At 70.8% G+C, this 24766-nt stretch carries 22 protein-coding genes and 1 riboswitch; of the genes, 8 read left to right on the top strand and 14 right to left on the bottom strand.

Annotated features, from left to right (window positions below):
- Window positions 1-31 precede the first annotated feature (31 nt).
- The 4 genes from AB5J56_RS03470 to AB5J56_RS03455 form a co-directional block, all read right to left on the bottom strand.
- Window positions 32-730: an alpha/beta fold hydrolase gene (locus AB5J56_RS03470; protein WP_369229883.1), complete on the bottom strand. Its 699-nt coding sequence runs from the start codon at window positions 728-730 to the stop codon at window positions 32-34.
- A 34-nt stretch (window positions 731-764) separates the two neighbouring features.
- Window positions 765-1613, bottom strand: coding sequence for an alpha/beta fold hydrolase (locus tag AB5J56_RS03465; protein WP_369229881.1), 849 nt, complete (start codon window positions 1611-1613; stop codon window positions 765-767).
- A 177-nt stretch (window positions 1614-1790) separates the two neighbouring features.
- Complete coding sequence (locus tag AB5J56_RS03460) at window positions 1791-3728, bottom strand: phosphatase PAP2 family protein (protein ID WP_369229879.1); 1938 nt, start codon at window positions 3726-3728, stop codon at window positions 1791-1793.
- Between the two features lie 173 nt (window positions 3729-3901).
- The gene (locus AB5J56_RS03455; protein ID WP_369229877.1) at window positions 3902-4810 is read right to left on the bottom strand and encodes an N-acetylglucosamine kinase; all 909 of its coding nucleotides are present in this window, start codon (window positions 4808-4810) and stop codon (window positions 3902-3904) included.
- A gap of 320 nt (window positions 4811-5130) precedes the next feature.
- Here AB5J56_RS03455 and AB5J56_RS03450 point away from each other — a divergent pair, with 320 nt between their 5' ends.
- The 6 genes from AB5J56_RS03450 (at window position 5131) to AB5J56_RS03425 (ending at window position 13421) form a co-directional block, all read left to right on the top strand.
- Entirely contained in the window at window positions 5131-6261 is a 1131-nt protein-coding gene (locus AB5J56_RS03450; protein WP_369229875.1) for an ROK family transcriptional regulator, read from the top strand.
- A gap of 276 nt (window positions 6262-6537) precedes the next feature.
- The gene (locus tag AB5J56_RS03445) at window positions 6538-7866 is read left to right on the top strand and encodes an extracellular solute-binding protein (RefSeq protein WP_369229873.1); all 1329 of its coding nucleotides are present in this window, start codon (window positions 6538-6540) and stop codon (window positions 7864-7866) included.
- A gap of 117 nt (window positions 7867-7983) precedes the next feature.
- A complete protein-coding gene (locus tag AB5J56_RS03440; RefSeq protein ID WP_369229871.1) occupies window positions 7984-8895 on the top strand; it encodes a carbohydrate ABC transporter permease in 912 nt (303 codons plus the stop codon).
- On the top strand, window positions 8892-9794 hold the full coding sequence (locus AB5J56_RS03435) for a carbohydrate ABC transporter permease (RefSeq protein WP_369229869.1): 903 nt from the start codon (window positions 8892-8894) through the stop codon (window positions 9792-9794). Before AB5J56_RS03440 ends, AB5J56_RS03435 begins: the two co-directional genes overlap by 4 nt.
- A gap of 2 nt (window positions 9795-9796) precedes the next feature.
- The gene (locus AB5J56_RS03430) at window positions 9797-11515 is read left to right on the top strand and encodes a hypothetical protein (protein WP_369229867.1); all 1719 of its coding nucleotides are present in this window, start codon (window positions 9797-9799) and stop codon (window positions 11513-11515) included.
- Window positions 11516-11585: 70 nt separating this feature from the next.
- Window positions 11586-13421 carry a hypothetical protein gene (locus AB5J56_RS03425; protein WP_369229865.1) on the top strand — a complete coding sequence of 612 codons (1836 nt, stop codon included), beginning with the start codon at window positions 11586-11588 and terminating at the stop codon, window positions 13419-13421.
- A 9-nt stretch (window positions 13422-13430) separates the two neighbouring features.
- Here the strand turns inward: AB5J56_RS03425 and AB5J56_RS03420 are convergent, their stop codons facing one another.
- Both AB5J56_RS03420 and AB5J56_RS03415 read right to left on the bottom strand, forming a co-directional pair.
- Window positions 13431-13562 carry a hypothetical protein gene (locus AB5J56_RS03420; RefSeq protein WP_369229863.1) on the bottom strand — a complete coding sequence of 44 codons (132 nt, stop codon included), beginning with the start codon at window positions 13560-13562 and terminating at the stop codon, window positions 13431-13433.
- A 189-nt stretch (window positions 13563-13751) separates the two neighbouring features.
- Window positions 13752-14468 carry a nucleoside/nucleotide kinase family protein gene (locus AB5J56_RS03415; protein WP_369242335.1) on the bottom strand — a complete coding sequence of 239 codons (717 nt, stop codon included), beginning with the start codon at window positions 14466-14468 and terminating at the stop codon, window positions 13752-13754.
- 135 nt (window positions 14469-14603) lie between these two features.
- Here AB5J56_RS03415 and AB5J56_RS03410 point away from each other — a divergent pair, with 135 nt between their 5' ends.
- On the top strand, window positions 14604-15605 hold the full coding sequence (locus AB5J56_RS03410) for a zinc-dependent alcohol dehydrogenase family protein (protein ID WP_369229861.1): 1002 nt from the start codon (window positions 14604-14606) through the stop codon (window positions 15603-15605).
- Between the two features lie 48 nt (window positions 15606-15653).
- Here the strand turns inward: AB5J56_RS03410 and AB5J56_RS03405 are convergent, their stop codons facing one another.
- The 6 genes from AB5J56_RS03405 to AB5J56_RS03380 form a co-directional block, all read right to left on the bottom strand.
- Window positions 15654-16898, bottom strand: a complete 1245-nt coding sequence (locus tag AB5J56_RS03405; RefSeq protein ID WP_369229859.1) for a serine hydrolase domain-containing protein — start codon at window positions 16896-16898, stop codon at window positions 15654-15656.
- Between the two features lie 206 nt (window positions 16899-17104).
- Window positions 17105-18409 carry a CAP domain-containing protein gene (locus tag AB5J56_RS03400; RefSeq protein ID WP_369229857.1) on the bottom strand — a complete coding sequence of 435 codons (1305 nt, stop codon included), beginning with the start codon at window positions 18407-18409 and terminating at the stop codon, window positions 17105-17107.
- A gap of 92 nt (window positions 18410-18501) precedes the next feature.
- Window positions 18502-18819, bottom strand: a complete 318-nt coding sequence (locus AB5J56_RS03395; RefSeq protein ID WP_369229855.1) for a YkvA family protein — start codon at window positions 18817-18819, stop codon at window positions 18502-18504.
- A 149-nt stretch (window positions 18820-18968) separates the two neighbouring features.
- Window positions 18969-19805: an MBL fold metallo-hydrolase gene (locus AB5J56_RS03390; protein ID WP_369229853.1), complete on the bottom strand. Its 837-nt coding sequence runs from the start codon at window positions 19803-19805 to the stop codon at window positions 18969-18971.
- Window positions 19806-19847: 42 nt separating this feature from the next.
- A riboswitch (guanidine-III (ykkC-III) riboswitch) is annotated at window positions 19848-19914 on the bottom strand.
- 37 nt (window positions 19915-19951) lie between these two features.
- The gene (locus AB5J56_RS03385) at window positions 19952-20329 is read right to left on the bottom strand and encodes a hypothetical protein (protein WP_369229851.1); all 378 of its coding nucleotides are present in this window, start codon (window positions 20327-20329) and stop codon (window positions 19952-19954) included.
- A 447-nt stretch (window positions 20330-20776) separates the two neighbouring features.
- Window positions 20777-21700, bottom strand: a complete 924-nt coding sequence (locus AB5J56_RS03380; protein WP_369229849.1) for a MurR/RpiR family transcriptional regulator — start codon at window positions 21698-21700, stop codon at window positions 20777-20779.
- A 346-nt stretch (window positions 21701-22046) separates the two neighbouring features.
- Here AB5J56_RS03380 and AB5J56_RS03375 point away from each other — a divergent pair, with 346 nt between their 5' ends.
- On the top strand, window positions 22047-22244 hold the full coding sequence (locus AB5J56_RS03375) for a hypothetical protein (RefSeq protein WP_369229847.1): 198 nt from the start codon (window positions 22047-22049) through the stop codon (window positions 22242-22244).
- 70 nt (window positions 22245-22314) lie between these two features.
- Here the strand turns inward: AB5J56_RS03375 and AB5J56_RS03370 are convergent, their stop codons facing one another.
- Both AB5J56_RS03370 and AB5J56_RS03365 read right to left on the bottom strand, forming a co-directional pair.
- Entirely contained in the window at window positions 22315-22830 is a 516-nt protein-coding gene (locus AB5J56_RS03370) for a DUF2231 domain-containing protein (protein WP_369229845.1), read from the bottom strand.
- 155 nt (window positions 22831-22985) lie between these two features.
- Complete coding sequence (locus tag AB5J56_RS03365; RefSeq protein ID WP_369229843.1) at window positions 22986-24674, bottom strand: cholesterol oxidase substrate-binding domain-containing protein; 1689 nt, start codon at window positions 24672-24674, stop codon at window positions 22986-22988.
- Window positions 24675-24766 lie beyond the last annotated feature (92 nt).

Below are 24766 nucleotides of genomic sequence, written 5' to 3'. Positions count from 1 at the left end.
AATCCGTTCGGGGGCCCCGTGGCGCGTGCGGTCAGTGCGTGGCGGACCGCAGGAGGATCCGGGCCAGCTCGTGCGGCTGCGAGAACATCGGCCAGTGACCGGTGTCCATCTCGACGAGCTGCCACTGCTTGCTCCTGAGCAGCTCGGCCGCGTCGTCGTTCGGCTCGTCGCCGTCGAGCAGGCACTTGATGTACGTGGTGGGGAGCTCGTCGAGCGGTCGCTTCAGCACGGCCGGGTCGGACAGGGTGGCGCCCGGCTGCGGGGTCGAGCCGCCCGCGATCCGCGAGATCTGCTCGTCGGACAGGCCCTGCCCGTCGTACTCGGCGGCGGTCAGCGGCGGCCAGCACCCGTCGTTCTCGTCGAGCACGGCCTGCAGTCTCTCCGCGCCCTGCCACCAGGTGGAGACGAACGACTCGCCGTCGGTCGGCAGATTGGCGTCCACGTACACCACATGTGCCAGCCGGTCGCCGAGGCGGGCGGCGGCCTGGCCGACCGGAATGCCCGAGTAGCTGTGCCCGACCAGGACCACGTCGTGCAGATCGAGGCGCTCGACCTCGCCGACGATGTCCTGCACATGGGTCTGCGTCCCGACCGGTTCGTCCTGTCTGTCGGCGACACCCGACAGCGTCAGGGGGTGGACGCCGTGCCCGGCCGCACGCAGCTCGGGCACCACCTCGTCCCACGCCCACGCTCCGAGCCATGCACCTGCCACCAGTACGAATTGCGTCATGGGGGAAACGTAGCGCAGCTCTCGGACATTGGCCTCAGGTGACGTGCGGGGCGCGGGTGAACTCCCGCACGGCACGCGCGAGTTCCGCGGGCTGGTCCAGGGGCACGAGGGTGCGGGTGTCCGCCACCTCGACCAGCCGGGCCTGCGGAAGGAGCGCGGCCAGACGCCGGCCGTGCTCGGGCGGCATCACCCTGTCACCGGTGGCCCAGACGACGAGGGCGGGCCGGTCGAAATCGGGCAGGCGTTCGGCAGCGGTGAGCAGCAGGCCGGTGTCCGCGGCCGCCGCTCGCAGGACGCGCACGGTGTCGCGGCGGATGTCCTGCCGCCGCAGGACCGGCCGGATCCAGCGGGCGGTGGCGGCGTCGCCCCGCTTGGTCAGCCATCCGAACGCGATCGGGAGCCGCCGCAGCGGTCGTAGCCGCATCTGCTGCATGAACAGCCCGAACATCCGCGGCGAGAGCCTGCCGGTGAGCACGAGCGTCCTGCCGGTCAGTCCCGGCGGGAAGTTGTCGAAGGCGTCGCAGGAGACGAGTACGACCGACCCCACCCGTGCCGCTCCCTCGGCCATGAGCAGCTGGACCAGCGCTCCGCCCGTGTCGTTGCCGACGAGCGTGACGTCGCGCAGATCGAGCCGTTCCAGGAACTCCGCGACCAGGCGGGCCACCCCGGGCAGCGACAGGTCGGCGTCGGCCCGCATCCCGAGACGGTGCGCGCCCAGGGGCAGCGTCGGCGCCACGCAGCGGTGGTCGGCGGACAGCCCGGCGATCGTCTCGTCCCACAGGGAGGCGTCCATCATGAAGCCGTGCAGGAGCACGAGGACAGGGCCGTCGCCGCCGGTGTCCGTGTACTCGATGGTCCCGCCCGACAGCTCGATCTCGTTCATGACGGCCTCCTGTAAGGGTCGGCACTCAGTGCATAAGAGTGTCCGCATCCAAGAGGGACCGAGCGGCCGAAGTGTGACATCGCCACGCGGCGGCCGTTGAATCGGCGGTGCGGCGGCCGCGCGCAAGACCCGACGCGCGACCGCCGCTCAGCACTCAGGCGATGGCGACCGGCGAGGTCACCGCTTCAGCAGTCGTACGGCAAGCCCCCCGGCCGTGTACACGGGCACCGCCCGATAGCCCTCGGCCTGCACCACGACGCTTCCGAACTGCCCGCGCAGCGAACGCGTCCGGATCACCGGGACCACGCTGCCCGCGGCCGGCGGACGCTCGGTGTCCAGCCGCAGCGAGAGCACGCTGGCGCGGCTCAGCAGCACCCGCTGGTCCACCGTCAGCGGGGCCGCGCAGCCCGCGCCGAGTGTCACCTCAAGAGTCGCGCCGGACGCCTGCGTGTAGGCGCCGCGCACCCGCACCGCCGCAGTCGCCCGCAGCAGGCCGCCCTGCACGCGGACGTCGCCGTGGCCCAGCGCCTGCGCGGAACCGGCGGTCAACGACCCCTCCTCCACGACCGTGCCGCCCGTGTGGCGGTTGGCTCCCGTCAGGGTCAGCGCACCGCTGCCGCGCTTGACCAGACCGCCGCAGCCGGAGATGTCGTTGCGCCAGGAGTCGGCCGCGCCGAAGCCTCCGTCGGCGGCGTTCATGGTCACGTACACGTCGGAGTCGAAGGCGCCGTACCCGTCGGCGGCGGCGAACAGATTGAGCCGCCCCCACTGCTCCGGGCCGTCGAGCAGCACGTACCCGGACGGCAGGGCGGTCGTGCGGAGCACCTCGCGGCGCTGGGCCGCGTCGAGGTAGGGGAGCCGAGTCTCCAGCAGGACCTCGGCGCCCCTGGGCACGGTCAGGTCCTCGCTGCGGCCGTGCCGGGTCAGGACGTACGTCAGCCGGGGCTCGAGCGCGCGGGCGTTGGCGGCCCGGTCGGCGTACGGGTCCGTGTCGACGCCGGCGGAGTGCGCGTAGGCGTACAGCGTGTCGGCCGTGGTGCCGGTCTGCTCCTTGAAATAGGTGAGGGCCTGGGCGCGGGCCGCGGCCTTGAGGTCCGCGTTCGCGGGGTCGGCGAGCGTGGCGGCGGTCAGGGCGGTGGCCATGATGCGGCCGCTGAGGACGTCGACGGTGGAGTGCATGCCCGCGACGATCCGGGTGTGGCTGAGCTCGTAGGCGCGCGCCACCAGCTCCTGGAACCGCTCGGGCACCGCGTACGCGAGCGCCAGCCCGGCCAGGTGGAAGGCGTTGGTGTGACCGCTGGGGTAGCCGCCGTCGTCGACCGGCGATGTGGAGCGCTGGCGCAGCAACTGCGGGGCGACGACCACCTCGGAGTCGTAGACGGGGAAGCCGAGCGCGTCGGTCGTGCCGGTGTCGACGACCTCGCTGTCCTCGTTCATGCGCCACGGGCGCGGGTAGCGGTAGGTGTACTTGGCCGGGTTGCCGGAGGCGAAGTTGCCGCGCACCGTGTCGACCAGCTCGGCCACCTTGCCGAGCGCCGAGTCGTGGGCGCCCGCGCCGAGGGCGGACCCGGCCGGAGCGCCGGCCGGCACCGCGTCGTCGATCTTGGCGGCGGGCGTGCCGTCGGGGGCGCTGGTGATCGACGTGACCGCCTTGGCGCCCGTCCTGTAGAGGTCGGCGAGCGGGCCGAGGCCTGCGATGACCGCGTAACTCTGGTGCTGGCGGTCGTAGATGAACGCCTCGCGTGCCTGTGCCTCGGTGCGGGCGGCGGTGATCCGGGCGCAGTAGCGCATGTTGGCGCGCAGCACCTCGGGCATCAGCGGGGTGCCCGTGTTCCAGTCGGCCCCGGTCTTCCACACCTTGCTCATGCCGCCGAGAATGCGGACCACCGCGTTGGTCTCGGGCGTCTGGTTGGCCATGACGTTCGTCTTGTAGTCGTCGACGAACGCGGCCGGGGCGGTGGCGGCCTTCGCGTCCGCGGCGGCCAGCCACGTCACGAAGGTGGGCGCGGCCAGCACACCGGCCGAGGCGCCCAGAGACGTCCTGAGGAACCCCCTTCGGTTCACGGCTCGTTCACGGACCGACGCGGGGGAGTGGTGCCCGGCTGAAGACGGCATGCGTCTGCCTCTCTTGAGTTCGTCGGCCCTGCGGCCGGGGGAGGTGGTGCGATCGATTGCGGCTCACGGTGCGGCACGTGACGCATGCGTCGAATGCGCTTTCCAAAGCCGTACGAGCGAAGATCTACGGGCGAGTCGTGTCGGACCGGGGAGGCTCCGGCGTCGCCCGCATGTCATACGAGTGAACGGGCCATCGCCACCGCTCCGTCGACCGGCGCCCCGTCGAGGGGACGCGGCCGGGCCCCGGGCACGCTCGCGGCCAGGGACGTCACGAAGGCGTCGTACAGGGCGGATTGGGCGAGGACGGTGCTGCCCGCGATCACGACGTCGTCGACCGCCACCCCACGGGCGGCGAGCCGTGCGACGAGCGCGGCCAGTGAGCGGCCGCCGTCGTTGATCACCGTGCGTGCGAGCGGCGAGCCCGCCTCGGCGGCGGCGAACACGGCCGGCGCGTGCCGGCCCCACTGCGCGGAGACGTCCGTGGCCCGCTCCAGCGCCGCGCCGAGCGCCGGTACTTCGTCGACGTCGAACGCGGTGAGAAGGCCCTTGGCGAGCGCGTCGGGTTCCTCCCCGCGGTCGTGCGCCGCCCAGACGGCCCGGACCGCCTCGCGGACGAGACCGGCAGAACCGCCCTCGTCGCCGAGCATCGCGCCCCAGCCGCCGACCTGGACGGGACTGCCGTCGCGGAGGCGGCCGACAGCGACGGAACCGGTGCCGGCGACCAGGCCGACGCCCGTCTGCAACCCGGCGGCGGGCACCAGCAGTTCGGCGTCCCCCACGACGAGTGCGGGCGCGTCGAAGTGCAGGTGCAGGGCGGTGCGGATCTGGGTGCACTGGCGAGGGGTCTCGCAGGCGTGGCCGCCCACGGCGACGGCGGACGGGCGTGCGCCCGCCGGCAGTGCCTCGGCGACCAGCGCCGCCAGCCAGCCGGCGGCGGCCACGGGGTCGTGCGGCCGCCAGCCGCTGCTGGGGCGGACATGATCGGCGACGCGGGTGTCGCCCGCGAAGGCGCGCAATTGCGTCTTGGTGCCGCCCACGTCGATACCCACGACAAGCGGGTGCGAGAAAGGGGTGTCCTGCACGGATCCTCTTTACGTCGTTGCATGGTGCTGCGACGGCGGGCGAACCGTGCCTGAAGACAGGGGAGTTGAAGAACTAGGGAAGCCCCGGGACGGGCTTCTGGCGGAGCACGGCAGGCGAGTACCGTGACATTCGTTAGGAAGTTAACTAACGAAGTAAGGTGCGTGTCAAGAGGCATCGCGCACTCGACCACCGAGCGGTCCCACCGGGCCGCCGCGGGGCCGGGAACCGCGACGCCAGGGCATCCCATGCCGCATCCCGCGGAGCCGACCCGGCCGGGAGCGCGGCCGTCGACCTGTGCGGGAGAACTGTGGAACACGACGTGGCGAACGCGCCCCGCCTGACCGAGAGCGCGAGCGCGGTGTTCGCCGTGCTGGCGGGGGCGGGCAGGGCGACCCGGCCGCAGCTCGCGAGCCTGGCGGGCCTGTCCAAACCGACGGTGTCCTCGGCCGTCGCGGAGCTGGAGAGCGCCGGGCTCGCCGCCCACTCCGGCACCGCTTCCAGCGGCACGGGCCGCACCGCCGCGGTGTACCGCCTGGGACCGGCCGCCGGCGCGGTCCTCGCCGTCGACCTGGGCCCCGCTCTCACCCGGGTGCGTGCCTGCGCCCTGGACGGCACCCTGCTCGCTCAGGCCGACGGTCCCCGGGAGGAGGCCGCCGACGTGGTGCGCCACGCCCTCGACGCGCTGTCCGCCGACGTTCCGCTGCGCACCATCGTGGTGGCCGTCGGTGACGTCACGGCGCAGCGGGAGGGCACCGCCGTGCGCCCGGCGACGGCCAAGGCGGGCCCCGTCTTCGACGCCATGGCCGTCGCGCTGCCGCCGGGCGTTCCCGTCCAGCTGGAGAACAACGTCAACTGCGCCGCGCTCGCGGAACTGCACGAGGGCGCCGCCCGCGGCCAGGACACCTTCGGCTATCTGCGCATCGGCGTGGGCATCGGCCTCGGCATCGTGGTCGGTGGCCGGGTGCTGCGCGGAGCCAACGGCGCCGCGGGAGAGCTGGCCCGGCTGCCCTACCCGTGGGACGACGGCCGTGAGCCGCGCCACGAGGCCCTGGAGGAGTACATCGGCGCCCGCTCGCTGCTGCGCCGGGCCGCCGAGGCCTGGCCGGACGCCGACGGGCCGTGCCCCCGCACCGCCGAGCGTCTCTTCGCGCTCGCCGGGGAGGGCCGGGCCGCGGCCCGCGCCGTCGTCGGCCGCCATGCCACGGACGTGGGCCGCCTCGCCGCCGCCGTGACCGCCGTACTGGACCCGGGAATGATCGTGCTGGGCGGCAGCACCGGCGCGGACCCGCAGCTCCTGCCCGGTGTGCGGGCCGAGCTGGCACGGCTGAGCTGGCCCACCGAAGTGGTCAGCAGCACGGTGGGGGACCTGGGTACGGTCGTGGGTGCCGCCCGGCTCGCGGTCGCCCGGGGAGTCCAAACCGTGACCGAGGCAGCGCGGGCGAAGGATTGACGGCTTCCGACTCGGTCTGCCAATGTCCGGACAAGCGCTTTCTAAGTCGGCCGGGACGCCGACTCGGAGTGAGCCTCCCGCCCGTACGCGAAGTACGGCAGCCGCACGAGGGCGTGTTCGTGCGACGACGGCCCTCATGGCCGGGGATCCCACCCGTCAAGGAGCGACGCGGCCGGGCGAGGCCGTGCCCCCGGAAAGCGAAATTTCCCGCAAAATGCACCCGTGCCGCCTCGGCTGGCGCCGTGCTTCTTCCGCTACGACGAAAAGGGATTGAAGATGACCAGTGTGGGTGTGCGGCGCTCTCGCCGACTCGGCCGCGGCGGTCTGCGCCGCCTGGTTCCTCTCGCTGCCGTGGCCACGGCAGGAGCCCTGCTGCTCTCCGCCTGCGGTGGGGGGTCGGACTCGGGCGGTACGTCCAAGTCGCTGACGTTCTGGATCTCCACGGTTCCGGGGCAGGACGCGGGCTGGAAGAAGATGGTTGCGCAGTACAAGAAGGAAACCGGCGTCAACGTCAAGCTCGTCAACATCCCCTACGACGGCTACCCGACGAAGCTGCACAACGCCGCGCAGGCGAACTCTCTGCCCGACGTGGCGGCCGTGCCGGCGCTGGACCCGATCTGGTCGAACAAGCTGCTCGACCTCAGCTCCATCGCCAACAACAAGAGCAACAACATCAACGCCAACTTCCTCGCCAAGGACTCGTCCGGGAAGGTGCTGTCCATCCCCTCGGACGTCACCGCGTCCGGCCTGTTCATCAACAAGACGCTGTTCAAGAAGGCAGGCGTCGCGGTCCCGGCCTCGCCCCAGAAGACCTGGACCTGGACCGACTTCATCAAGGCGGCGAACAAGGTCCGGGAGAAGACCGGCGCCAAGTACTCCCTGACGTTCGACCAGTCGCCGTCCCGGCTCCGCGCCATGGTGTACGAGATGGGCGGGAAGTACGTCCACGCGGACTCCTCCGGCAAGTTCTCGGTGGACGCGGCGACCAAGAAGGCCGTCAAGTACTTCGTCGGACTGAACGACGACAAGACCATGCCGAAGTCGGTGTGGACCAGCGGCGCCGACCCGTCGGCCATGTTCCAGAGCGGTGACGTGGTCGCCTACTGGTCCGGCGTATGGCAGGTTCCCGCCTTCGCGGAGAGCATCAAGAAGTTCGACTGGGCGAGCGTCCCGACGCCCGCCGAGCCGGTGCAGGCCAGCGACGTCAACAGCGGCGGCATGACGGTCGGCTTCAACAACAACGGCGCCGCGGCCACCGCCGCGACGAAGTTCCTGTCCTGGCTGTACGAGCCGGCCCACTACCGGGCGCTGTGTGAGGCGTCCGGGTTCCTGCCGGTCGAGAGCGGTCTGAACCCGAAGTACCCCTTCAAGTCCGAGGCGGCGCAGGCGGCGTTCAAGCTGTACAACGAGTCGATCCCGCTCTACGCCCCGATCTCCGGCTACTTCAACGGCGCGCAGACGAACTGGGTGCTGAAGGGCAAGAGCCTCACCGAGGACCCGACCAAGACGGAGCTCGGCAAGGCGATCAACGGCCAGCAGTCGGCCGACAAGGCCCTGGAGAACATCGTGGCCGGCTACAACCAGCAGGTCGGCGGCGGATCGTAGGCCACAGGGCCGGGGCGGCGGGTTCGAGACCGCCGCCCCGGCCCTGGGCGCCCACGTGATGCCGGGCTCATGGCGTGAGCCCACAGGAATCCATTCCACCAGCACGGAGTCAGGAAGATGACAAAACGCGCCTCGGACGTGTCCGTGAGCCCGCGCAGGAGACGCAACAAGTACATCGTCGCGCCGCTCGTCCTCATCGCGGCCAATGTCGTGCTCTTCGCGCTGTTCTTCGTCTGGCCTGCGGTGATCGGGCTCGGCTACTCGTTCACGAACTACACGGGTGTGGGGGCGTTCCAGTTCATCGGACTGGACAACTACCACAACCTGTTCGGGGACTCCACCTTCTACGACGCGCTGTCCCGGACGCTGCTGTACGCCGTCCTCTTCGTTCCGCTGAACTTCGCGCTCTCGCTGCTCGCCGCCAACCTGGTGGTGAGCAAGCACGCCAAGGGCGCGTCGGTCGCCCGCGTCATCTTCTTCATCCCATGGCTGCTGTCGCCCATCGTCGTGGGTGTCCTGTGGCGGTGGCTGTTCGGTGAGAACTTCGGACTGGTCAACTACGTCATCGAGAAGCTCGGCGGAAGTGCCGTTCCGTGGCAGTCGAACGCGGACCTGTCGTTGATCGTGGTGGTGATGGCGGCGTCCTGGGCCTGGACGGGTTTCTCGATGCTGCTGTTCATCGCGGCGATCAAGAACGTACCGGTGTCGTACTACGAGGCGGCCTCGCTCGACGGCGCAGGCCCATGGCGCCAGTTCATCAGCATCACGCTGCCGAGCATCGCGCCCACCTCGTTCATCGTCATCCTGCTCAACACGATCAACGCGATGAAGGAATACCCGGTGTTCGTCGCCCTCAACAACGGCGGACCCGGCACGTCGAACAACCTGCTTGTCCAGTACATCTATGAGACCGGCTTCAAACGGGGCCAGATCGGCTACGCGAGCGCCGCGTCATTCGTGCTCATGCTCATCCTGATGGCCGTCGCGATCATCCAGCTGATCGTCAACCGGCGGGTGGAGAACCGATGACAACCACAGACATCCCGCGCACGGCCGACACCGGTCCCGGACGGGCCGTCTCCAAGAAGCGGCCCCGCAGAGCGGGCAACGGTGGGCTCCGCCGTGCGGTGTCCGCGACGACACTGCTGTGGATCCTGGCGTGTCTGTACGGGCTGCCGGTGCTGTGGTTCATCCTCAGCTCCCTCAAGCCGGCCAGCGACCTGTTCTCCTATCCGCTGACGCTGGTTCCGCACAACCCCACCCTGTCGGGCTACCTCACGGCGTGGCGCAGTGCCAACTTCTCCCAGTACTTCATCAACACGGCCATCGTGTGCGTGATCACGACGATCCTCACGGTGGGAGTCAGCTGCTGCACCGGGTACGCGCTGGCCAAGTACGACAACAAGTGGCTCAAGGCGTTCTTCATCTGCATCCTGGCCACCACGATGCTGCCGTCCGAGGTCATGCTCGCCCCGGAGTTCCTGGTGGTCCGCAACCTCGGCCTCTACAACTCCTTCAGCGGCATCATCCTCCCGGCCGTGCTCACCGCGACCGGATGCTTCATGTTCCGCCAGTTCTTCCTGACGGTTCCCGACGAACTAGTGGAAGCCGCACGCATCGACGGCGCCCGCGAACTGTCGATCTTCCTGCGGATCATGGTGCCGCTCTCCCGGCCCATCATGCTGACCCTCGCCATCCTGTCCTTCCAGTGGCGGTGGAACGACTACATCTGGCCGCTCCTCATGCTCAACGACCCCAACAAGTTCACCGTGCAGATCGGCATCCAGAGCATCGTCGGCGCGCAGAACATCAACTGGTCGGTACTGCTCGGGGCCTCGGTCATCTCCATGATCCCGCTGATCGTGATCTTCCTGGTCTTCCAGCGCTACGTCATGGGCGCCGACATCAACGCCGGCCTGAAGGACTGACCATGCCCACCCCGCTCGACCACGAGTTCGTCCGCGCGGTGGCCGGTGCCGCCGACCGGTCGGCCGCCCCGCTGGCGGCCGACCCCGACGGGAAACCCGCAGGTGTGCCCCACCGAGCTCTGGCCCGCCGGGTGAAGACCCTGGTCGCGGCCTACCGTTCCCCGGACTCGGCACTGCACGGCAGCGGACAGGCCGTCGCCGCCGCGATGACCCACCTCCGAGCCCTGCGAGCCGCGCAGACCACCACCGGCCTCTTCGCCGGCGGCGACAACGTGCAGTCACCGCCGGACTCCGCGTTCACCGTCAACGACGTGTGCGACGCGCACGTCCTCGCCGCCGGCGCGGGGCCGGAACTGCGCGATGTCACCGCCGCGCTCGCCCAGATCGCCGGCGCCGCAACCGGCAGTCTCCTGACCGGCGGGGTGCACACCCCGAACCACCGCTGGGAGCTGTCCGCGGCGCTGGCCCGGCTGCACCGGTCGTTCCCCGACGACCGGCTGCTCGACCGCGTCGAGGAGTGGCTCGCCGAGGGCGTCGACATCGACGCGGAGGGCCTGTACTCGGAACGCAGCGCCGTCTACGCGTCCATCGTGACCAACCCGGCGCTGCTGTTGCTGGCCGAGGTGCTCGGGCGTACCGACCTGCTGGACGCCGTCGAACGCAACCTCGCCACGACCCTGGACCTGATCAGGCCGGACGGCACGGTGGAGACCGTCCACTCGCGCCGCCAGGACCAGAAGCTTTCGTTCGCGCTGTGGCCCTACCTGCCGCACTACCGGCTGCTCGCGATCCGCACCGGCCGGGGGGACTTCGCCCACGCGGCCCGCCTGGCGCTCGCCGACGGCATCGACGACCCCGACCTGCTCGCCCAGACCCTCCTCACCCCGGATCTGTGCCGTACCCTGCCGGCCCCGGACGCGGAGAAGCTCCCGCGCGACCGGTACCTCCCCACCGCACGCCTCGCCGCACACGCCTCGGCCACCGCGCACACCGTGGTGTACGGCGGCTCCGACGTGCCCGAGCACCGGCGTATCCGCTCGGGCCTCGCATGCAACCCCACCTTCCTGCGCCTGTTCGCCGGTGCCGCCGTCCTCGACGCGGTCCGCCTCTCGCGGGTGTTCTTCGACCTGGGCCCGTTCCGTGCCGCCGACATGGAACAGCTCGCCGACAACCGGTACCGGCTCACCCAAACCCTCACAACCGCCTACTACCAGCCGCTCCCGAAGGACCGGAGGCGTGACGACGGCGCCTACCGCCTGGTGGACGAGGGCCGCTTCTCCGCGGCGATGGCTTTCCCCGACCGCCCTCAGGACGAGGTCTCCCAAACGACCCGGGTCGAGGTCGGCCTGCGGGAGGACGGCGCCGACCTGCGGATCGACATCAGCGGACCACAGGTGCCCTGGGCCCTCGAACTGACCTTCCGGCCCGGGGGCGTTACCGAGGGCGCCGAACCGCTCGACGACGGACGCTGGTGCCTCACGACCGGCCCGATGACCTACCGCGTCGGCGACGACGAGATCCGGGTCGAGGCCACCGTCGAGGCAGGCGAACCCCTCGCCGGGCCGGACCGGAGCGACGTACTGCGCTACGACCCGGGGCAGGACTACACCGTGGTCGGCGGCACCGACGCGACGACCGGGAACCGCGTCTACCTCGGTGGGCACGGACCGCAGACACTGACCCTCGCACTGCGCGCCCGCCGGCCCGCACCTGTCCTGTGACCCCGACGACCCACGCCATGGCCACCTCCGGCATGAAGGGCTGACCCCCGTGCACCCCACGCCCCCTCCCGTGCACCTCCCTCACCAGCGCGGCCCCCTGCATGACCTGCCGGACAGCCCCGAGGCCTACGACGCCGTCCTCGCCGACGTGGTCGAGCAAGCCCTGACCCGCATCACGCCCGAGGGCAACCTCGAACACCCCGACTGCGTCGACGACATCGGCGACACCTCGCTCGGCATCACGTCCCTGCTGGGCCTCGCCCACCGGCGCACCCCGGACCCGCGCCTGCCCGAGGCCATCCTGCGCAGCCTGCGCTTCCACCTCCGCGAGCGGGTCTACACCGAGGACAACCCCGGCTACCCGAACCTGAAGGTGCGCAACTCCGGTCTTCCGTACGCTCGTTACGTCCTGGAGTCGGGCGCACACCCGATCGGCGACTGGCCGAGCACCGTGTGGGCGCTCCTCCAGCTCGTCAACGTCCTGGAGGCGTCCGACAACCTCATCCACGACGAACTGCGCTACGAGATCGTGGAGTTGGGGCATGGCTACTGGCGCTGGCTGACCGAGGCGACCTTCTTCAACCCGCAGGAGGCCGGCAACCAGGCGATCGGGTGTGTGGTGGGCGGGCTGATGCTGGCGCGTCATCTGCCGGACCCCCAGGGGAAGTCCGTCCGTGCGCGGGCGCTGGAGCTGTACACCGACGAGATCCGCGCGCACTGCGTCCGCGACCGCGGAGCCCTGCTGCCCCCCGAGCACGGCGGCGCCTACGACAACAACTACGGACCGATCTCCCTCTCCTTCCTCGCCCAGGCCCACCGGGTCAGCGGCGAGGACGTCTTCGCCGAGGACGGCGACGCGCTGGCCCGCTACATCGACGCCCGCCTCACCAACGGCGGCTTCGACAACGGCGGACCCCGCTACAGCGAGCAGCACTCCGGCTTCGAGTCGGTCCTCGGCCTGCGCTACTTCGGCGCCCGCATCGGCTCCGATCTGGGCCGCTACCGGGGCGACACCCGCTGGGGCCGGCACGCGGTCAAGACGGACGGCGGGGTCGACGGCCACTTCGCCTGGATGCTGGTCTGGCAGATCCAGGACAGCACACCCTGGCACCGCACGCCGTCGACCAGGTCCGGGCGCCACCAACTCCGCGCGGGCACCGTCTCGGTGGCCTTCGACGACCGTATGACCCCGTCCCTGATCGAGGCCGGCGGCACGTACTTCCTGCCCGCGGCGGTCAACCGCCAGCACGGCTTCGGCCCGGTCACGGACGGCTTCCTGCTGTGCCGCCCCATGGGCGAGGTGCGGGTGCGCGACGTCCGCACCGGGACTTTCGCGGCCAAGCTGGTCACCAAGCCGGTCGTCGGCCGCGACCATGTCCTGCGGCACAGCCAGTCCCTGTACGTCACCGACGGCACGACCCTGTGGGTGACGGTTGCCCTGGAACGGCTCGATGGCACGCCGTACCTGCTCGCCGGAATGCCGTACGCCACCGACGACGGAGACCGGGTGCGCCGTACCGCCGACGCCGAGGTGACCTCCGCCGGCACCCTGCGGCTGACGCACCCTCAGGAGCAGGGCGCCGACCACTTCGACGCCCGCTCCGAGGCCACCCAGGAGCAGGCGGCCTTCGCCCTCGCGGCCGACCCGCGCGGCTACGGCAACCCCGACGAGGGCTGGCGCCATCTCGTCACCTCGACGGCCCTCGAAGCGGGCCCGGTCCCGGATGCCCCGGAGAGCCTGAGCGTTTTCGCCGTGCGCTACGGCGGCTCCTTCAGTGGCCCGTTCGCGCCCACCTTCGAGCGCGACGCTGCGGGCCTGACCGTGCGGACAGAGGCCTTCACCGCCCTGATCGGGGACACGGCGGGCGACGCACACGGGGACCCGGAGCTGACGCTGCGCGGGTGAGACGCGGCGTCAGGTGAGCGAGAGGAAGAGCGTGTCCTGGGAGTACCAGTCGATGTTCTTCGTGGCGTACTCCCACTCGCCGTGCTCGTACTCCAGCTTGTCGATGAGCTCTTGAACGTCGTACCGGCGGTCCGGATTCATCCGGTCCAGGCTGCAGAGCGGCGTGGTAGGCGTTGCCCGCGCACTCGGCGTCCGAGTCGGACGCGCCCGGCGAGCAGGTGATCGAGGCTTCGGGGATGGACAGGCCCCAGTCGACGCCCCGACGGTCGAGACTGTCCTGGTGGGCCTGGGCCTCCCAGGCCCCACTGACATCGAACTCCGCGCGCGAGGCTAACTCTCGGCCGGCAGGGCGAGGCCGGCGGTCGCCACGACCAGGTCCGCCCGTGCGCGGGTCGCGCTGACCAGGTCCGCGTTCCGCTGGTCCGTGCCCAGTGCCCAGGCCACCGCCGTGTCGTGGTCCTTGCCGAACTCCTCGTGGCGGGCGACGAGTCGGCGGATCCGCTCCTCCTCTGACAGGTCGCAGAACCACACCTCGTCCAGCTGCGCCCGGACCCGCGCCCACACGTCCTCCCGCAGCAACAGGTAGTTGCCCTCGGTGATGACGAGCCGGGCGGCGCGCGGCACCGGGATCGCGCCCGCGATCGGCTGCTCCAGGACCCGCTCGAATCCCGGCGCGTACACGACGCCGCCGTAGTCCTCCTCGTCGCGCAGGCGCCGCAGCAGCGCCGCGTACCCGGCCGCGTCGAACGTGTCCGGCGCGCCCTTGCGGTCGCGCCGGCCCAGCCGCTCCAGCTCCACGTCGGCGAGATGGAAACCGTCCATGGGGACGTGCGCCACCCAGGGCGGTCCGTCGCCGTTCAGCTCCCGGACCAGGTGTTCGGCGAGCGTCGTCTTGCCCGCGCCGGGGCTGCCGGTGATCCCGAGGATCGCGCGGTGGCCAGGACGTACGAGCGCAGTCGCCCGCTCCAGAAGGTCGTCGAGGGTCATGGAACGCGATTCCTCACTCCGTACTCGGTCGGGCGGCGACGGTTTTGCTGCCGAGGACAGTCTCCCTGGGACGAGGAGTTGCTCGTCGCCGGCGGGCACAGGCCCCATAGTTCGATTTCCATCGAAGTTTGACGCTGGTCGTACTTATGCTCCACAGTGGATCGGGTTCACAGGAAGCGAGCAAGGGGGCGGGGCATGGCGACGACGGTGCGGTTCCATGAGATCGGTGGGCCCGAAGTGCTGCGGCTGGATGACGTGGAGCCTGGGGAGCCGGGGACCGGCGAGGTGCGGATCCGGGTGGAGGCGATCGGGATCAACCGGGCCGAGGTGCTGTTCCGCAGCGATCAGTACATCGAGCCGGTCAAGCAGCTGCCCGCCAGGCTCGGCACCGAGGCCGCCGGTGTGATCGAGGCGGTCGGCCCGGACGTGTCCGGATTCCGGGTGGGGCAGGCGGTCAGTGTCGTGCCCGGCTTCTTCTCGCAGAACGACTACGGCGTCTACGCCGAGCGGACGATCGTGCCCGCGGCCGCTCTCCTGCACCGTCCCGACGGAGTCGACGCGGTGACCGGCGCCGCGGTGTGGATGCCCTACCTCACGGCCTACGGCGCGATGGCGGAGGTGGGCGGGATACGGGCGGGCGACGTCGCGGTGCTGACCGCGGCCTCCAGCAGCGTCGGGCTGGCCGCGATCAGTACGGCCAACCGTGTGGGCGCCACGCCGATCGCGGTCACCCGCACCCGCGCGAAGCGGCAGAGGCTGCTCGACGCGGGCGCGGCCGAAGTGATCGTCTCCGAGGAGGAGGACGTCACGGCGCGCGTGCTGGAGCTGACCGCTGGAAGGGGCGCCGAGTTCGTCTTCGACGCCGTTGCCGGGCCGGGTGTGGTGACACTGGCCCAAGGTGTGGCCCCCGGCGGGACGCTGTTCCTGTGGGGCGCGCAGAGCGGGCAGCCGACGCCCTATCCGGGGTTCGACCTGGGCATGCCCGCCCTGAACATGCGGACGTTCACAGTGCTGGAGATCACCAGGGATCCGCAACGGATGCGCCGCGCCGAGGCGTTCGTCGCCTCGGGTCTGCGCACCGGCGCCCTCCGCCCCGTGGTGGACCGCCTGTTCCCGCTGGAGGAGATCGTTCAGGTCCATCAACACATGGAGTCCAACAGCCAGTTCGGCAAGATCGTGGTCACCGTGGCGCACTGACACCGGTGCGGCCGCGGGGCACAGTGCCTGCGGCCGCACCGGGGCCGGTCAGTTCAGGGCGATGTCCGGTGCGATGTCCTCGTGCCGCTCCACGGGGGCAGCCACGCGCGCGGCGGCCTTGGTCGGCTTGCCGCAGAACGCCGAGTCCAGCGTGCGGGCCATGGTGGTGAGCACGTTCCCGTTGTTGGAGGTGTTGGCGAGCGCGGTGATGCTGCGCTTGCCGTCCTTCGACGTGAAGGAGTACGTGTAGAAGCCCTGCACGGTGCCCGTGTGCCCGTACACGGAGACACCGCACGACAGGTCACGCCGGCGCAGCCCGAGGCCGTAGCCCTGGGTGCTGTTGACCGTCACCCACTGCTGCATCTGCGTGAGTTGGGCGGCGGACATGAGCTTGCCGCGCATCAGCGAGGAGAAGAAGGTGTCCAGGTCGTGCGTGGTGGAGATGATCGCGCCCGCGCTCTGGGCCCAGGAGACGGTCTGCTCGGTGGAGTCCACCAGCGGCGCGCCGGCCTCGTCCGGGGTGAGGTAGCCGCCCGCGTGGCGGCCCGGAATCGCCGTCTTGGGGTGCACGTAGAAAGTGTCGGTCAGGTTCAGCGGCTTGAAGATGCGGTTCTGGTACTCCGTGCGCACGGAGTGGCCGGTGAGCTTCTCGATCAGCATGCCCGCGACGACGAAGTTGGTGTTGGAGTACGAATAGGCGGCTCCCGGCGCGTTGTTGAGCGGCTTCTTGAGCGAGAGGTTCACCAACTCCTGGTAGGTGAAGACCTTGTTGCGGACGGACTCGAAGCCCGGGACCGTCTTCGCGAACATCTCGTCGGTGTAGTCGTACAGGCCACTGCGGTGGCTCATCACATGGCGCACGGTGATCCGGTCGTCGGGCAGCAGCCCGGGCAGATACGTGTTGACCGAGGTGTCCAGGTTCAACTTGCCCTCGTCGACCAGCTGCAGCAGCACCACGGCGGAGAAGCTCTTGCTGACACTGCCGACGCGGAACCGGTCGCTGTTGCTCAGCGCCCGTCCGGTGGCCCGGTCGGCAACGCCCTCGGCCAGCCGGTGGACCGTGCCGTTGTCGTCGATCCTCGCCATCGCTCCAGGGGCTCCCTGGGCCATCGCGGAGCGCAGCACCTCGCGCAGTCCCGCGTCGTCGGGGGCGGCCAACTTCGCCGCGGCAGCCGTCGTGACGCGGTCGGCGCCGCCCGTTGCCGCGGTGGTCGCGGCCTGTGCGGGGGCTGCCAGGAGGGACAACAGCACCGCGCCGAGCGCCGTGCCTGTGCCCACCGTTCCTGAGACCATCTGATTCTTCTCCCAAGGTTCTCTGCCGGTGCGGAGGACTCCGCATGTACCGCGCCGCGTTTTCCGGCGACGGCACCATCTGTACGCGCCGGACAGCCGAGCAGGTTGCATTGTTTCGTGTGAAAGGCGGGAGTTGGGGGAGAAGGAGCCGAAGCGGTGACACGCAGGAGTCCCCGAGACGACACGCGGGAGCCACGCCGTGGTCGTCAGCCGCCGAAGAGCTGCGTCCAGTAGGTGCCCATCTTGCCGCCGCCCGCCAGGCCGACGCCTATGTGGGTGAAGTCGGGTTTGAGGATGTTGGCGCGATGGCCGGGGCTGTTCATCCAGCCCCGTACGACCTCCGCGGGGGAGCGCTGGCCGCAGGCGATGTTCTCCCCGATGGTGCGGCGCGTGCTGCCCGCGGCGGCCGCCCGGTCCCAGGGCTCGCGGCCGTCGGGCGAAGTGTGGGAGTAGAAGGCACGGGCCACCATGTCGGCGCTGTGCGCCTGCGCAGCAGTGGTCAGCAGGGGATCGCCGGTCAGTGGTGCCAGCCCCGCCGCGGCCCGCTCGGTGTTGGTGAGGGCGGTGACCTCGCTCGCCGCACGCGTCAGGCCCGCGGGAGTGAAGGGCTGCGCCCACAGCGCGGTCCAGTACATGTCACCGGACCGCCCGTCGGCGACGTACGCCCAACCCGCCTGGCTGAACGCCGGGTCGTGCAGCGTGAGCCGCGACCGCTCGGCGGAGAGGCAGTACTCCACGAACTCGCCGGGGGTGCGCGGGCCGGAGACGAGGTGCTCGCCGACCGTCAGATAGGTGTAGCCGCCGGAGGTGATGCGCTGGTAGACGGAGGTGCCGTCGGGGCTCTCGGAGTCGAGGCGTCCGTGCGCCGCCATGCCGGTGGCGTGCGCGTGCGCCGCGGCCGCCAGACGCGGATGGAAGGACACGGCAGGAGAGCCGGCCCTGGCGCGCACGGAGTTCACCAGGCCGAGGAAGCCGTCCGGATCGGGATGTTCGCCGTTCCCGCCGGCGGGCTGCCCCGTGGTTGTCGCGGCGTCCTCCGTCACGTCGACCCCGAAGTCCCGGGCCAGGCCCCCCAGTCCGTCCGCGTACCCCTGGCCCAGGGCGCGCAGTTTCCATGCCGCGCCGCGCCGGTAGACCTCGGCGAGCAGCAGCACCGTCTCCTGCTGCGGGCGAGGCGGGGTGAACCGGGCGACGACTCCGCCGCCGGGGCCGGTGACGTGCACGGTGGGCGCGGGCAGCAGTCCCAGCCGGGTCGACGGATCGGCGGGGCTGACGACCACGGTGACCCGGCTGGCTCCGGTCCGCAGGGCGGGCGGGTCGAGCGTGAGGGCGTCGCCGGAGAGCCGGGCCCCGGGCGCGGTGGGCTGGTTGTAGAACACGAAGTCGCCGTCGCCGCGCACTTTCCCGCTGTCGTCGGTGATGAGCGCGGACACGTCGAAGGGGCCCGGCACCCGCAGGGTCAGGGTGCCGTCCGGAAGGGGCACGTTGCCCCCGGGAACCAGCTCGCTCATGGTGCCCCCGCCCGTCGCCGTGGTGGTCGTTCAACGGCCTCGGGCACGGACGCGGCACGCTGCCTGTCCGTGCCCGACGGGCCGTCGACCGGTCAACGTTCCACGGGCGTGCGGGGGTTCCCGCGGTCGGGAGCGTCGGTCAGCTCCGTACGGGTGCGCAGTGAGCGCAGGGCCAGCAGGAGGACGCCGATGTCGTCCAGGTACACGGGGTCGGGGAGCAGATCGGTGGGGAGCACGAGATACAGGACGGCGCCCCAGAAGATCCACTTCGGCCCCGACGGAAGCCCGGCGCGGCGCAGATCGCGGCGGGTGCGGACGAGCCGGACGAGGAGGGCGAGCGCCACCCCCAGCGCGGCGACCGCCAGGACCGCGACGACGATGAGGAGGGCCGTCCATGCCGTGGAATCCATGAGTCCGTCCAGGGCTCTCGTCGGGCTGTTTCGAGCGTTCGGGCTTTCGGGCTGCTCGGGGTGTTCTTCCGTACGTGTTCCCAGCAACGCCGTTCTCAGCGCCCCGGCTCGGCCATTCGCGTCCAACGGGGTCGTGGGGGCGCTGCGGCTCACACCTTCGAGATGACGAAATCGTCGAACGTGTGCTGCCCGGGGCGTTCGCCCACCGTCTCGATCGCCGCACGGATCGCCCGCAGGTGATCCGGCGTCATCTCCAGCGGCGGCTCGTCGGGCTGATAGGTGGTGCGCACGGGATAGTCCCGGCCGGGTTGCCGTGTCATCTCGATGTGACAGCCGAGCACATGGGTGACCCGTCGCCGGGAACAGAAGGCGATCAGTCGGTCGACGGTGCGGGTGAAGGCCGCCCAGTCCTCGACGTACAGGCGGCCGCGATAGACCGTGTCACCGGTGAACAGGAATCCGGTCCAGGGGTCGTGGAACGTCACGGCCGCCTGATGATGGCCCGGAGTGGCCAGGCACTCCAGGACGCGGCCACCGAGGTCGACCCGGGCGACGCCCTCGGGATCGTCGCCGAAGCCGAAGAACGCCGAGGCGCTGTCGAGGGCCGCGTCCACCACTTGCGTGCCGGGGCGGCCGGCGAACTGGCCGTCGCCCGCGACATGGTCGCCGTGCGGATGCGTGTGCAGCACCAGCAGTTCGTACCCGTCCCGGGGATGGGCGGCGAGCCAGCCGTCCATCAGCTCGTCGACCACGCGGCGCAGCGGGAAGAAGTCGGCCGAGGCGGTGGCCCCGGTGTCGATGAGCACGGCCCGTTCCTCGCCGAACAGCAGGAACATGAACGGCGCTTCGTAGTCGATCGCCATGTTCTGCCGCAGGATGACCGTGTGCTCGTCGTGGGCGTGGACCTGGATGTCGGGATCCGTGTTGTGCTTGGCCGACGGCGACCCGTGGATCCAGTGCACGTCCAGCGCCCGTGCTTCACCCATGACAGCGTCCGGCGGCTGCTCCGCGTCCACGACGTCTCCCGAGGTGCGTCGTCTTGCGGACCGGGTACGGCGCACATCTCGTCCGGGGCAGGCACGGCAGCGCCTCCGCCGTGAAATTACCACGGCCCCGTGCCGCCCTCGAGGGGTCAGGCGCGCGCGAGGTTGTTGTCGACGAGCGCCTGCGACACCGCCCTGACACTGCGGGCGATGTGCTGGAGCTGGAGCACTTCGGCCGCGTACATCTTGATGGTGTGCTCGATGACCGACTCCGGCATTCCGAGCGAGGGCAGCTCGGACCGGGCGGTCTGCAGCGCGGTCCGGGCGACCCGTATCTCGTGCTGGACCTGGATCTGGGCGTGGCGGGCGAGCAGGACGGGGTGTTTGATCAGCGCGGGGTAGCTCGCGTACCGGGCGGGTACGAGCTCGCGCAGCCACCTGGCCGCCGAGCGCTCCCAGTCGAAACTGCCGGGGGCCTTCACCTGGCACGGCCAGTCCGAGGTGATCGGTATGTATGTCAGCGCCATGTTCATCGCTTCCGGGTTACGTCGGCGGTATGGGTCGTGGGGGGTATCGGGGGCGGCCCCGGTCTAGGGGATTGGCCGGGGCCGCCACCTCGGGCGCTCGCGCAGGCGGGGCCCGTCCGAACACCCAGGGCCCTATGCGGGTAGGAGCGGGAGGCCCCGGGTGACCGTTGGAAGTGACCCGGAGGCCTCCGGGTCACGATCCGCGAGAAGTATTTATATATACCGCCGGATACGCAAGAACATGAAAAAATTCATGCGCGAAATAGTGTGAATGATCCCGTGATGCCATGGTGACGGGGGGTGCCGGAGAGAGCGCTCAGGGTGCGTTGTGCTTCGGCCGGATGACGCGCAGGTTGCGGTGCGGACGGCGCCGACGCCGCCGCGGCGTCGGTCGACGAGGGGAGAGTCGACGCCGTCGCGGACTCGGTCCCGGAGGGAAAAGCGGACTCAGTCCTTCAGGAAGAACTGGTGCTCCTCGGCGATCTGCTCGTAGTCCTCCAGGCGGGCCTGCGTCCGCTCCGGATCGGCGTCGGTCATGGCCTGGAGCAGCGCCGCGGACATCACGACGGGCGCGGCGTAGGAGTCGAAGACGAGACGTGAGCCGGTCCCCACGACGAAGGCGGCGTCCGCCTCGTCCTTCAGCGGACCGAGCGCGAGGTCGGTCACCAGGGCCACCTTCAGCCCCGCGCTGCGCGCCACCCGCACCGCCGTCAGCGTCTCCTGGGCGTGCCGGGGCATCGCGAACGCGAGCATCCAGGAGCCGCCGGCCTCGCGCGACTGGAGGATGGCGTCGTAGGCGACGCTGCCACCCCGCGTCACCAGCCGCACATCGGGATGGATGCGGCGGGCGGCGTACGCGAAGTACTCGGCCAGCGAACAGGAGATGCGCAGCCCCAGGACCGTCAGCGGTGTCGACAGCGACAGCGCCCGGCCGATGCGGATGACCTGGTCCGGATCGCCGAAGTCCCGCCGCAGGTTCTCCAGGTTCTCGATCTCGGCGTCCACCGCCGACTGCAGCTCGTTGCCTTGGTCCTCCGCCGGCGCGCCCGGGGCGCCGGCGAGGGTGCTCAGCGCGATCGACTGGAGCTTCTCCCGTAGCGCGGGGTAACCGCTGAAGCCCATCGCGGACGCGAAACGGGTCACCGAGGGCTGGCTCACCCCGACGCGCTCCGCGAGATCAGTGATCGAAAGGAACGCCGCCTCGGTGATGTTCTCGATCAGGTACTGCGCGATACGTCGCTGTCCGGGAGAGAGCCTGGGACCGTCGAACAGCTGCCTGAGCTGGGACGTCGGAGCAGGGCCCGCCTCGGCCGCCGTACGGCCCGAGGTGATCGCAGACGCCTGCGCGCGTGCCTGCTGCGGCGATGACACCGGTGCGCCTCCTTCGTGTCCCACGAGGACTCAACATAGCTCACGGTCTGTGCTGATCAGGGCGTGAACTGCCACTCGGGAAACTCGGCGCGGGCATGCCGGCGGCCCGTCCCGAGTGCCCTGGCACTCGCGGGGTACTCGCGAGTACAAGAGGAGAGGACGGGCCGTGATGAAGAGTCTGCTACCTGCATCGCAGGTTGAGGTGGTTCTCAGCGACTGCTCCGCGGCGGACGCAGGGAACCTTTTCCAGGCATTGAAGGGGCGTTTCGCCTCGGACCGCGACTCCGCAGACGAGCCGCACGAGGTGGGACAGCGGCGTCCCACCGTATGGACCGGGACGTTCGACATGTCGCGCCCCGTGGAACATACGGGGACACCATCCGCCCACCTGTCGGCACCGGTGACGATCGACGTCCAGGGCAGCCCGCACGCGGTACGGCATCTGCGCGAGGCCCTGGGCGAGTGCTTCACCGTGCACGAGCTGGGCGCGGACTCGGGTGACCAGGAAGTCGAGGTTCAGCTGCGCCTGGAGCGCAGGGCGTAAGACATGCACTGTTCTCACGCGTAGGTCGCACCAGGGGTGTTGGCGTGCGGTGACGGCGTCGGCCGCCCGGTCAGTGGTCCTGGCCCGACGCCGACTTCGAGAAGCCGTCATGCCAGGCGGCCTTCGCCCCCGAGTCGCCGATGCGGTAGACGTCCACCACGGCGCCGATCGAGACGGCGAGGGAGAGGACGACCGCGGCGACGCGCACGGGGGTGGAGGACAGGCGGGCTATGCCGCGCCCCTCGGTCCGGCCGTCGGAGGTGCCGCGGGCCGCCCACCAGACCACCGTGGCCAGCACGAAGAGTCCGAGGGCCCACGGCAGCAGGCCGTCGCCGAGTTCGGCGTGCTTGCGGACCAGAGCGTCGCTGCCGACGTGCTCCTCGAGCCACTCTCCGGCGTGCGTGGCGAGGGGCACGCTCGCGAGGCTCACGAGGGCGAGGAGCGGAAGAGCGACACCGAGGCGCCGCGCGGCGTTCGGCCGGATCGCGCAGATGACGAGCGCCAGCGCGCTCAGAGGTATGAGCACGATGACGAAGTGCACGAACAGGACGTGCGCGGGCAGGCCGTTGACCACGGTGAAGCTCATCAGGCGTGTCTCCCGGAGACGGTTGTCCGTCGAGTGAGGGGTGGGCGCGGCGGGACGATGGTGATCGTCCGCCGCCCCGGTGGCGCGTCAGCCTGGCACAGGAACTTCTCAGGTTCCTCTGAGGTGGCCCAGCCCTTCCTCTTCGGCGCGGAAGGTCAGGGGAACAGCCGCTTCAGGAACGCGTTGTCGTACACCCGGTGCGGATCCAGCCGGTCCAGGGCGGCGGCCGCCGCCGCCCAGTCCGGGCCCGCGCCGTCGTCGAAGGAGGCGGGCACAGCGGTGCCCAGCACTTCCGGGTCGGACCAGGCGTCCTCCTCGGTGTAGGCCCAGCCCTTGGACCACTCGACGCGCGCGAGGGCATGACCGCCGTCGTACGTCGTCAGCAGGAACTGCTCCAACTCCCGGTAGAACTCCTCCGCGTGGGGCGTGCCGGGCAGGGTCAGGACGTCCAGCCAGACCGCCGTGTCCCACTCGGGGTGATCCGCGCGAGGCCGCAGCGCGGACAGCAGCGGGGCGCGGGTGCCTGCGGAGGCGACGTCGGACGGGTCGTCGAGACCGGTGGTGCGGATCTCCACCTGGCCGTTGACGGGATAGCGCCCCGTGAGGGCGTACGCGGCGAGCCGCTCGCGGAAGAAGGCGGTGAACTCGGCGACGACACGCTGCACTTCGGACCGAGAGGTGAGCACCGCGTAGCCGTTGGCGGTCACCCGCAGCGTGGTCGGCCTGATGTAGAGCAGCGTGTTCTTCGACGGCCCCCAGATGTCGGCGGACAGGGTCGTGGTCAGCCCGAGGACCGCCGCGTCGAGCTGCGCGTTGCCCAGCACCGGCGCCAGATACCAGGCGGCGTCGGACACCATGCGCCCGGCCAGGTCCGCCACGAGGGTCGGGATGTTGTCGGAGAAGGGATAGTTGTACGGCGATGTCACGCGGCGCGAGGTCAACGGGCGGCTCGGGGCGACACTCCAGACCTTGAGCCAGGGGAACTCGGTGAAGGCGAACCAGATCGCCTCGGCGCGCCCGGCCTCGTCCAGGAAGCTCGCGAAGGTCCGCGCGTCGCTGTCACCGCCGGGGGCCGCGAAGAGCTCGGCGGCGGGGATGTCGGTACGGCTGACGCAGCGCAGGTTGGTGTTCGCGCCCACGCGCAGCACGACTTCGGTGACCAGGGCGCGGCCCAGATGCGTGAGGAGCGCCGCGCCGTCCGCGTCGTCGCGGCCGTATGTGTGCAGGCCGTAGGCTCCGCTGTCGTCGTCCCACACCACGGCTGTGATCGACAGGACGAGGTTGCTGAGCGAGCCGTATGTGTGCCCGGGCAGTCTGCTCTCGCCATCGGCCGGGACCGCGGTGCCGTGTGCGTCGATGGCCAGGGCGCCGCCGAGGGTGAGGTCGCCGGGGGCGGGCGCCGCGGTGAGACCGAGCCCGTGGTCCTCCAGGTGGCCGAGCAGCGCTTCGAGCGTGATGCCGGCGCCTGCGCGGACGGCCGCCGCGGCCGGATCGGCGGACTCCAGGGACACGTCGGTGAGATGGGCGGCGGTGTCGACCAGCAGCACCGGGGCGCCGGACGCCGTCCCCTGCGGGATGGTCAGGGGCGACCAGCCGTGCGAGCTGCCCCTGGCGCGCACCGTCCAACCCTGCTTCCAGGCCCAGTTGACGACGGCGACCACCTGGTCGGCGTCGGCGGGCGCACAGGCCCACAGCCCGTCGGCGGTGATGTCACCCACCCAGTTGCGGTACGCGGACCGGTAGATGTCCACGTCCTCCGGGAATCCGGGAAGCGCCGCCGCTGCGGCGGCGCGGTCCACCGGCACGAGCTGCGTCCCGGCGGCGAGCGAGGCCGCGGTCAGCAAGAACGCTCGGCGCGACCAGTGGGTGCGTCCTTCACTGGCGGAATCGTGATCGCGTGAACTGTCGTTGCCTGAACCGTCATTGCTCGCATCGG

It is taken from the genome of Streptomyces sp. R21, assembly GCF_041051975.1.
Lineage (GTDB): Bacteria > Actinomycetota > Actinomycetes > Streptomycetales > Streptomycetaceae > Streptomyces.
This window is presented reverse-complemented; position numbering and strand designations above follow the sequence as displayed.

Bases quoted from the DNA above. Each gene is read 5' to 3' on its own strand.
- AB5J56_RS03470 (WP_369229883.1), bottom strand. From the start codon at position 730: ATGACGCAATTCGTACTGGTGGCAGGTGCATGGCTCGGAGCGTGGGCG.
- AB5J56_RS03465 (WP_369229881.1), bottom strand. From the start codon at position 1,613: ATGAACGAGATCGAGCTGTCGGGCGGGACCATCGAGTACACGGACACC.
- AB5J56_RS03460 (WP_369229879.1), bottom strand. From the start codon at position 3,728: ATGCCGTCTTCAGCCGGGCACCACTCCCCCGCGTCGGTCCGTGAACGA.
- AB5J56_RS03445 (WP_369229873.1), top strand. From the start codon at position 6,538: ATGACCAGTGTGGGTGTGCGGCGCTCTCGCCGACTCGGCCGCGGCGGT.
- AB5J56_RS03440 (WP_369229871.1), top strand. From the start codon at position 7,984: ATGACAAAACGCGCCTCGGACGTGTCCGTGAGCCCGCGCAGGAGACGC.
- AB5J56_RS03435 (WP_369229869.1), top strand. From the start codon at position 8,892: ATGACAACCACAGACATCCCGCGCACGGCCGACACCGGTCCCGGACGG.
- AB5J56_RS03430 (WP_369229867.1), top strand. From the start codon at position 9,797: ATGCCCACCCCGCTCGACCACGAGTTCGTCCGCGCGGTGGCCGGTGCC.
- AB5J56_RS03420 (WP_369229863.1), bottom strand. From the start codon at position 13,562: ATGAATCCGGACCGCCGGTACGACGTTCAAGAGCTCATCGACAAGCTG.
- AB5J56_RS03410 (WP_369229861.1), top strand. From the start codon at position 14,604: ATGGCGACGACGGTGCGGTTCCATGAGATCGGTGGGCCCGAAGTGCTG.
- AB5J56_RS03405 (WP_369229859.1), bottom strand. From the start codon at position 16,898: ATGGTCTCAGGAACGGTGGGCACAGGCACGGCGCTCGGCGCGGTGCTG.
- AB5J56_RS03400 (WP_369229857.1), bottom strand. From the start codon at position 18,409: ATGAGCGAGCTGGTTCCCGGGGGCAACGTGCCCCTTCCGGACGGCACC.
- AB5J56_RS03395 (WP_369229855.1), bottom strand. From the start codon at position 18,819: ATGGATTCCACGGCATGGACGGCCCTCCTCATCGTCGTCGCGGTCCTG.
- AB5J56_RS03390 (WP_369229853.1), bottom strand. From the start codon at position 19,805: ATGGGTGAAGCACGGGCGCTGGACGTGCACTGGATCCACGGGTCGCCG.
- AB5J56_RS03385 (WP_369229851.1), bottom strand. From the start codon at position 20,329: ATGGCGCTGACATACATACCGATCACCTCGGACTGGCCGTGCCAGGTG.
- AB5J56_RS03375 (WP_369229847.1), top strand. From the start codon at position 22,047: ATGTCGCGCCCCGTGGAACATACGGGGACACCATCCGCCCACCTGTCG.
- AB5J56_RS03370 (WP_369229845.1), bottom strand. From the start codon at position 22,830: ATGAGCTTCACCGTGGTCAACGGCCTGCCCGCGCACGTCCTGTTCGTG.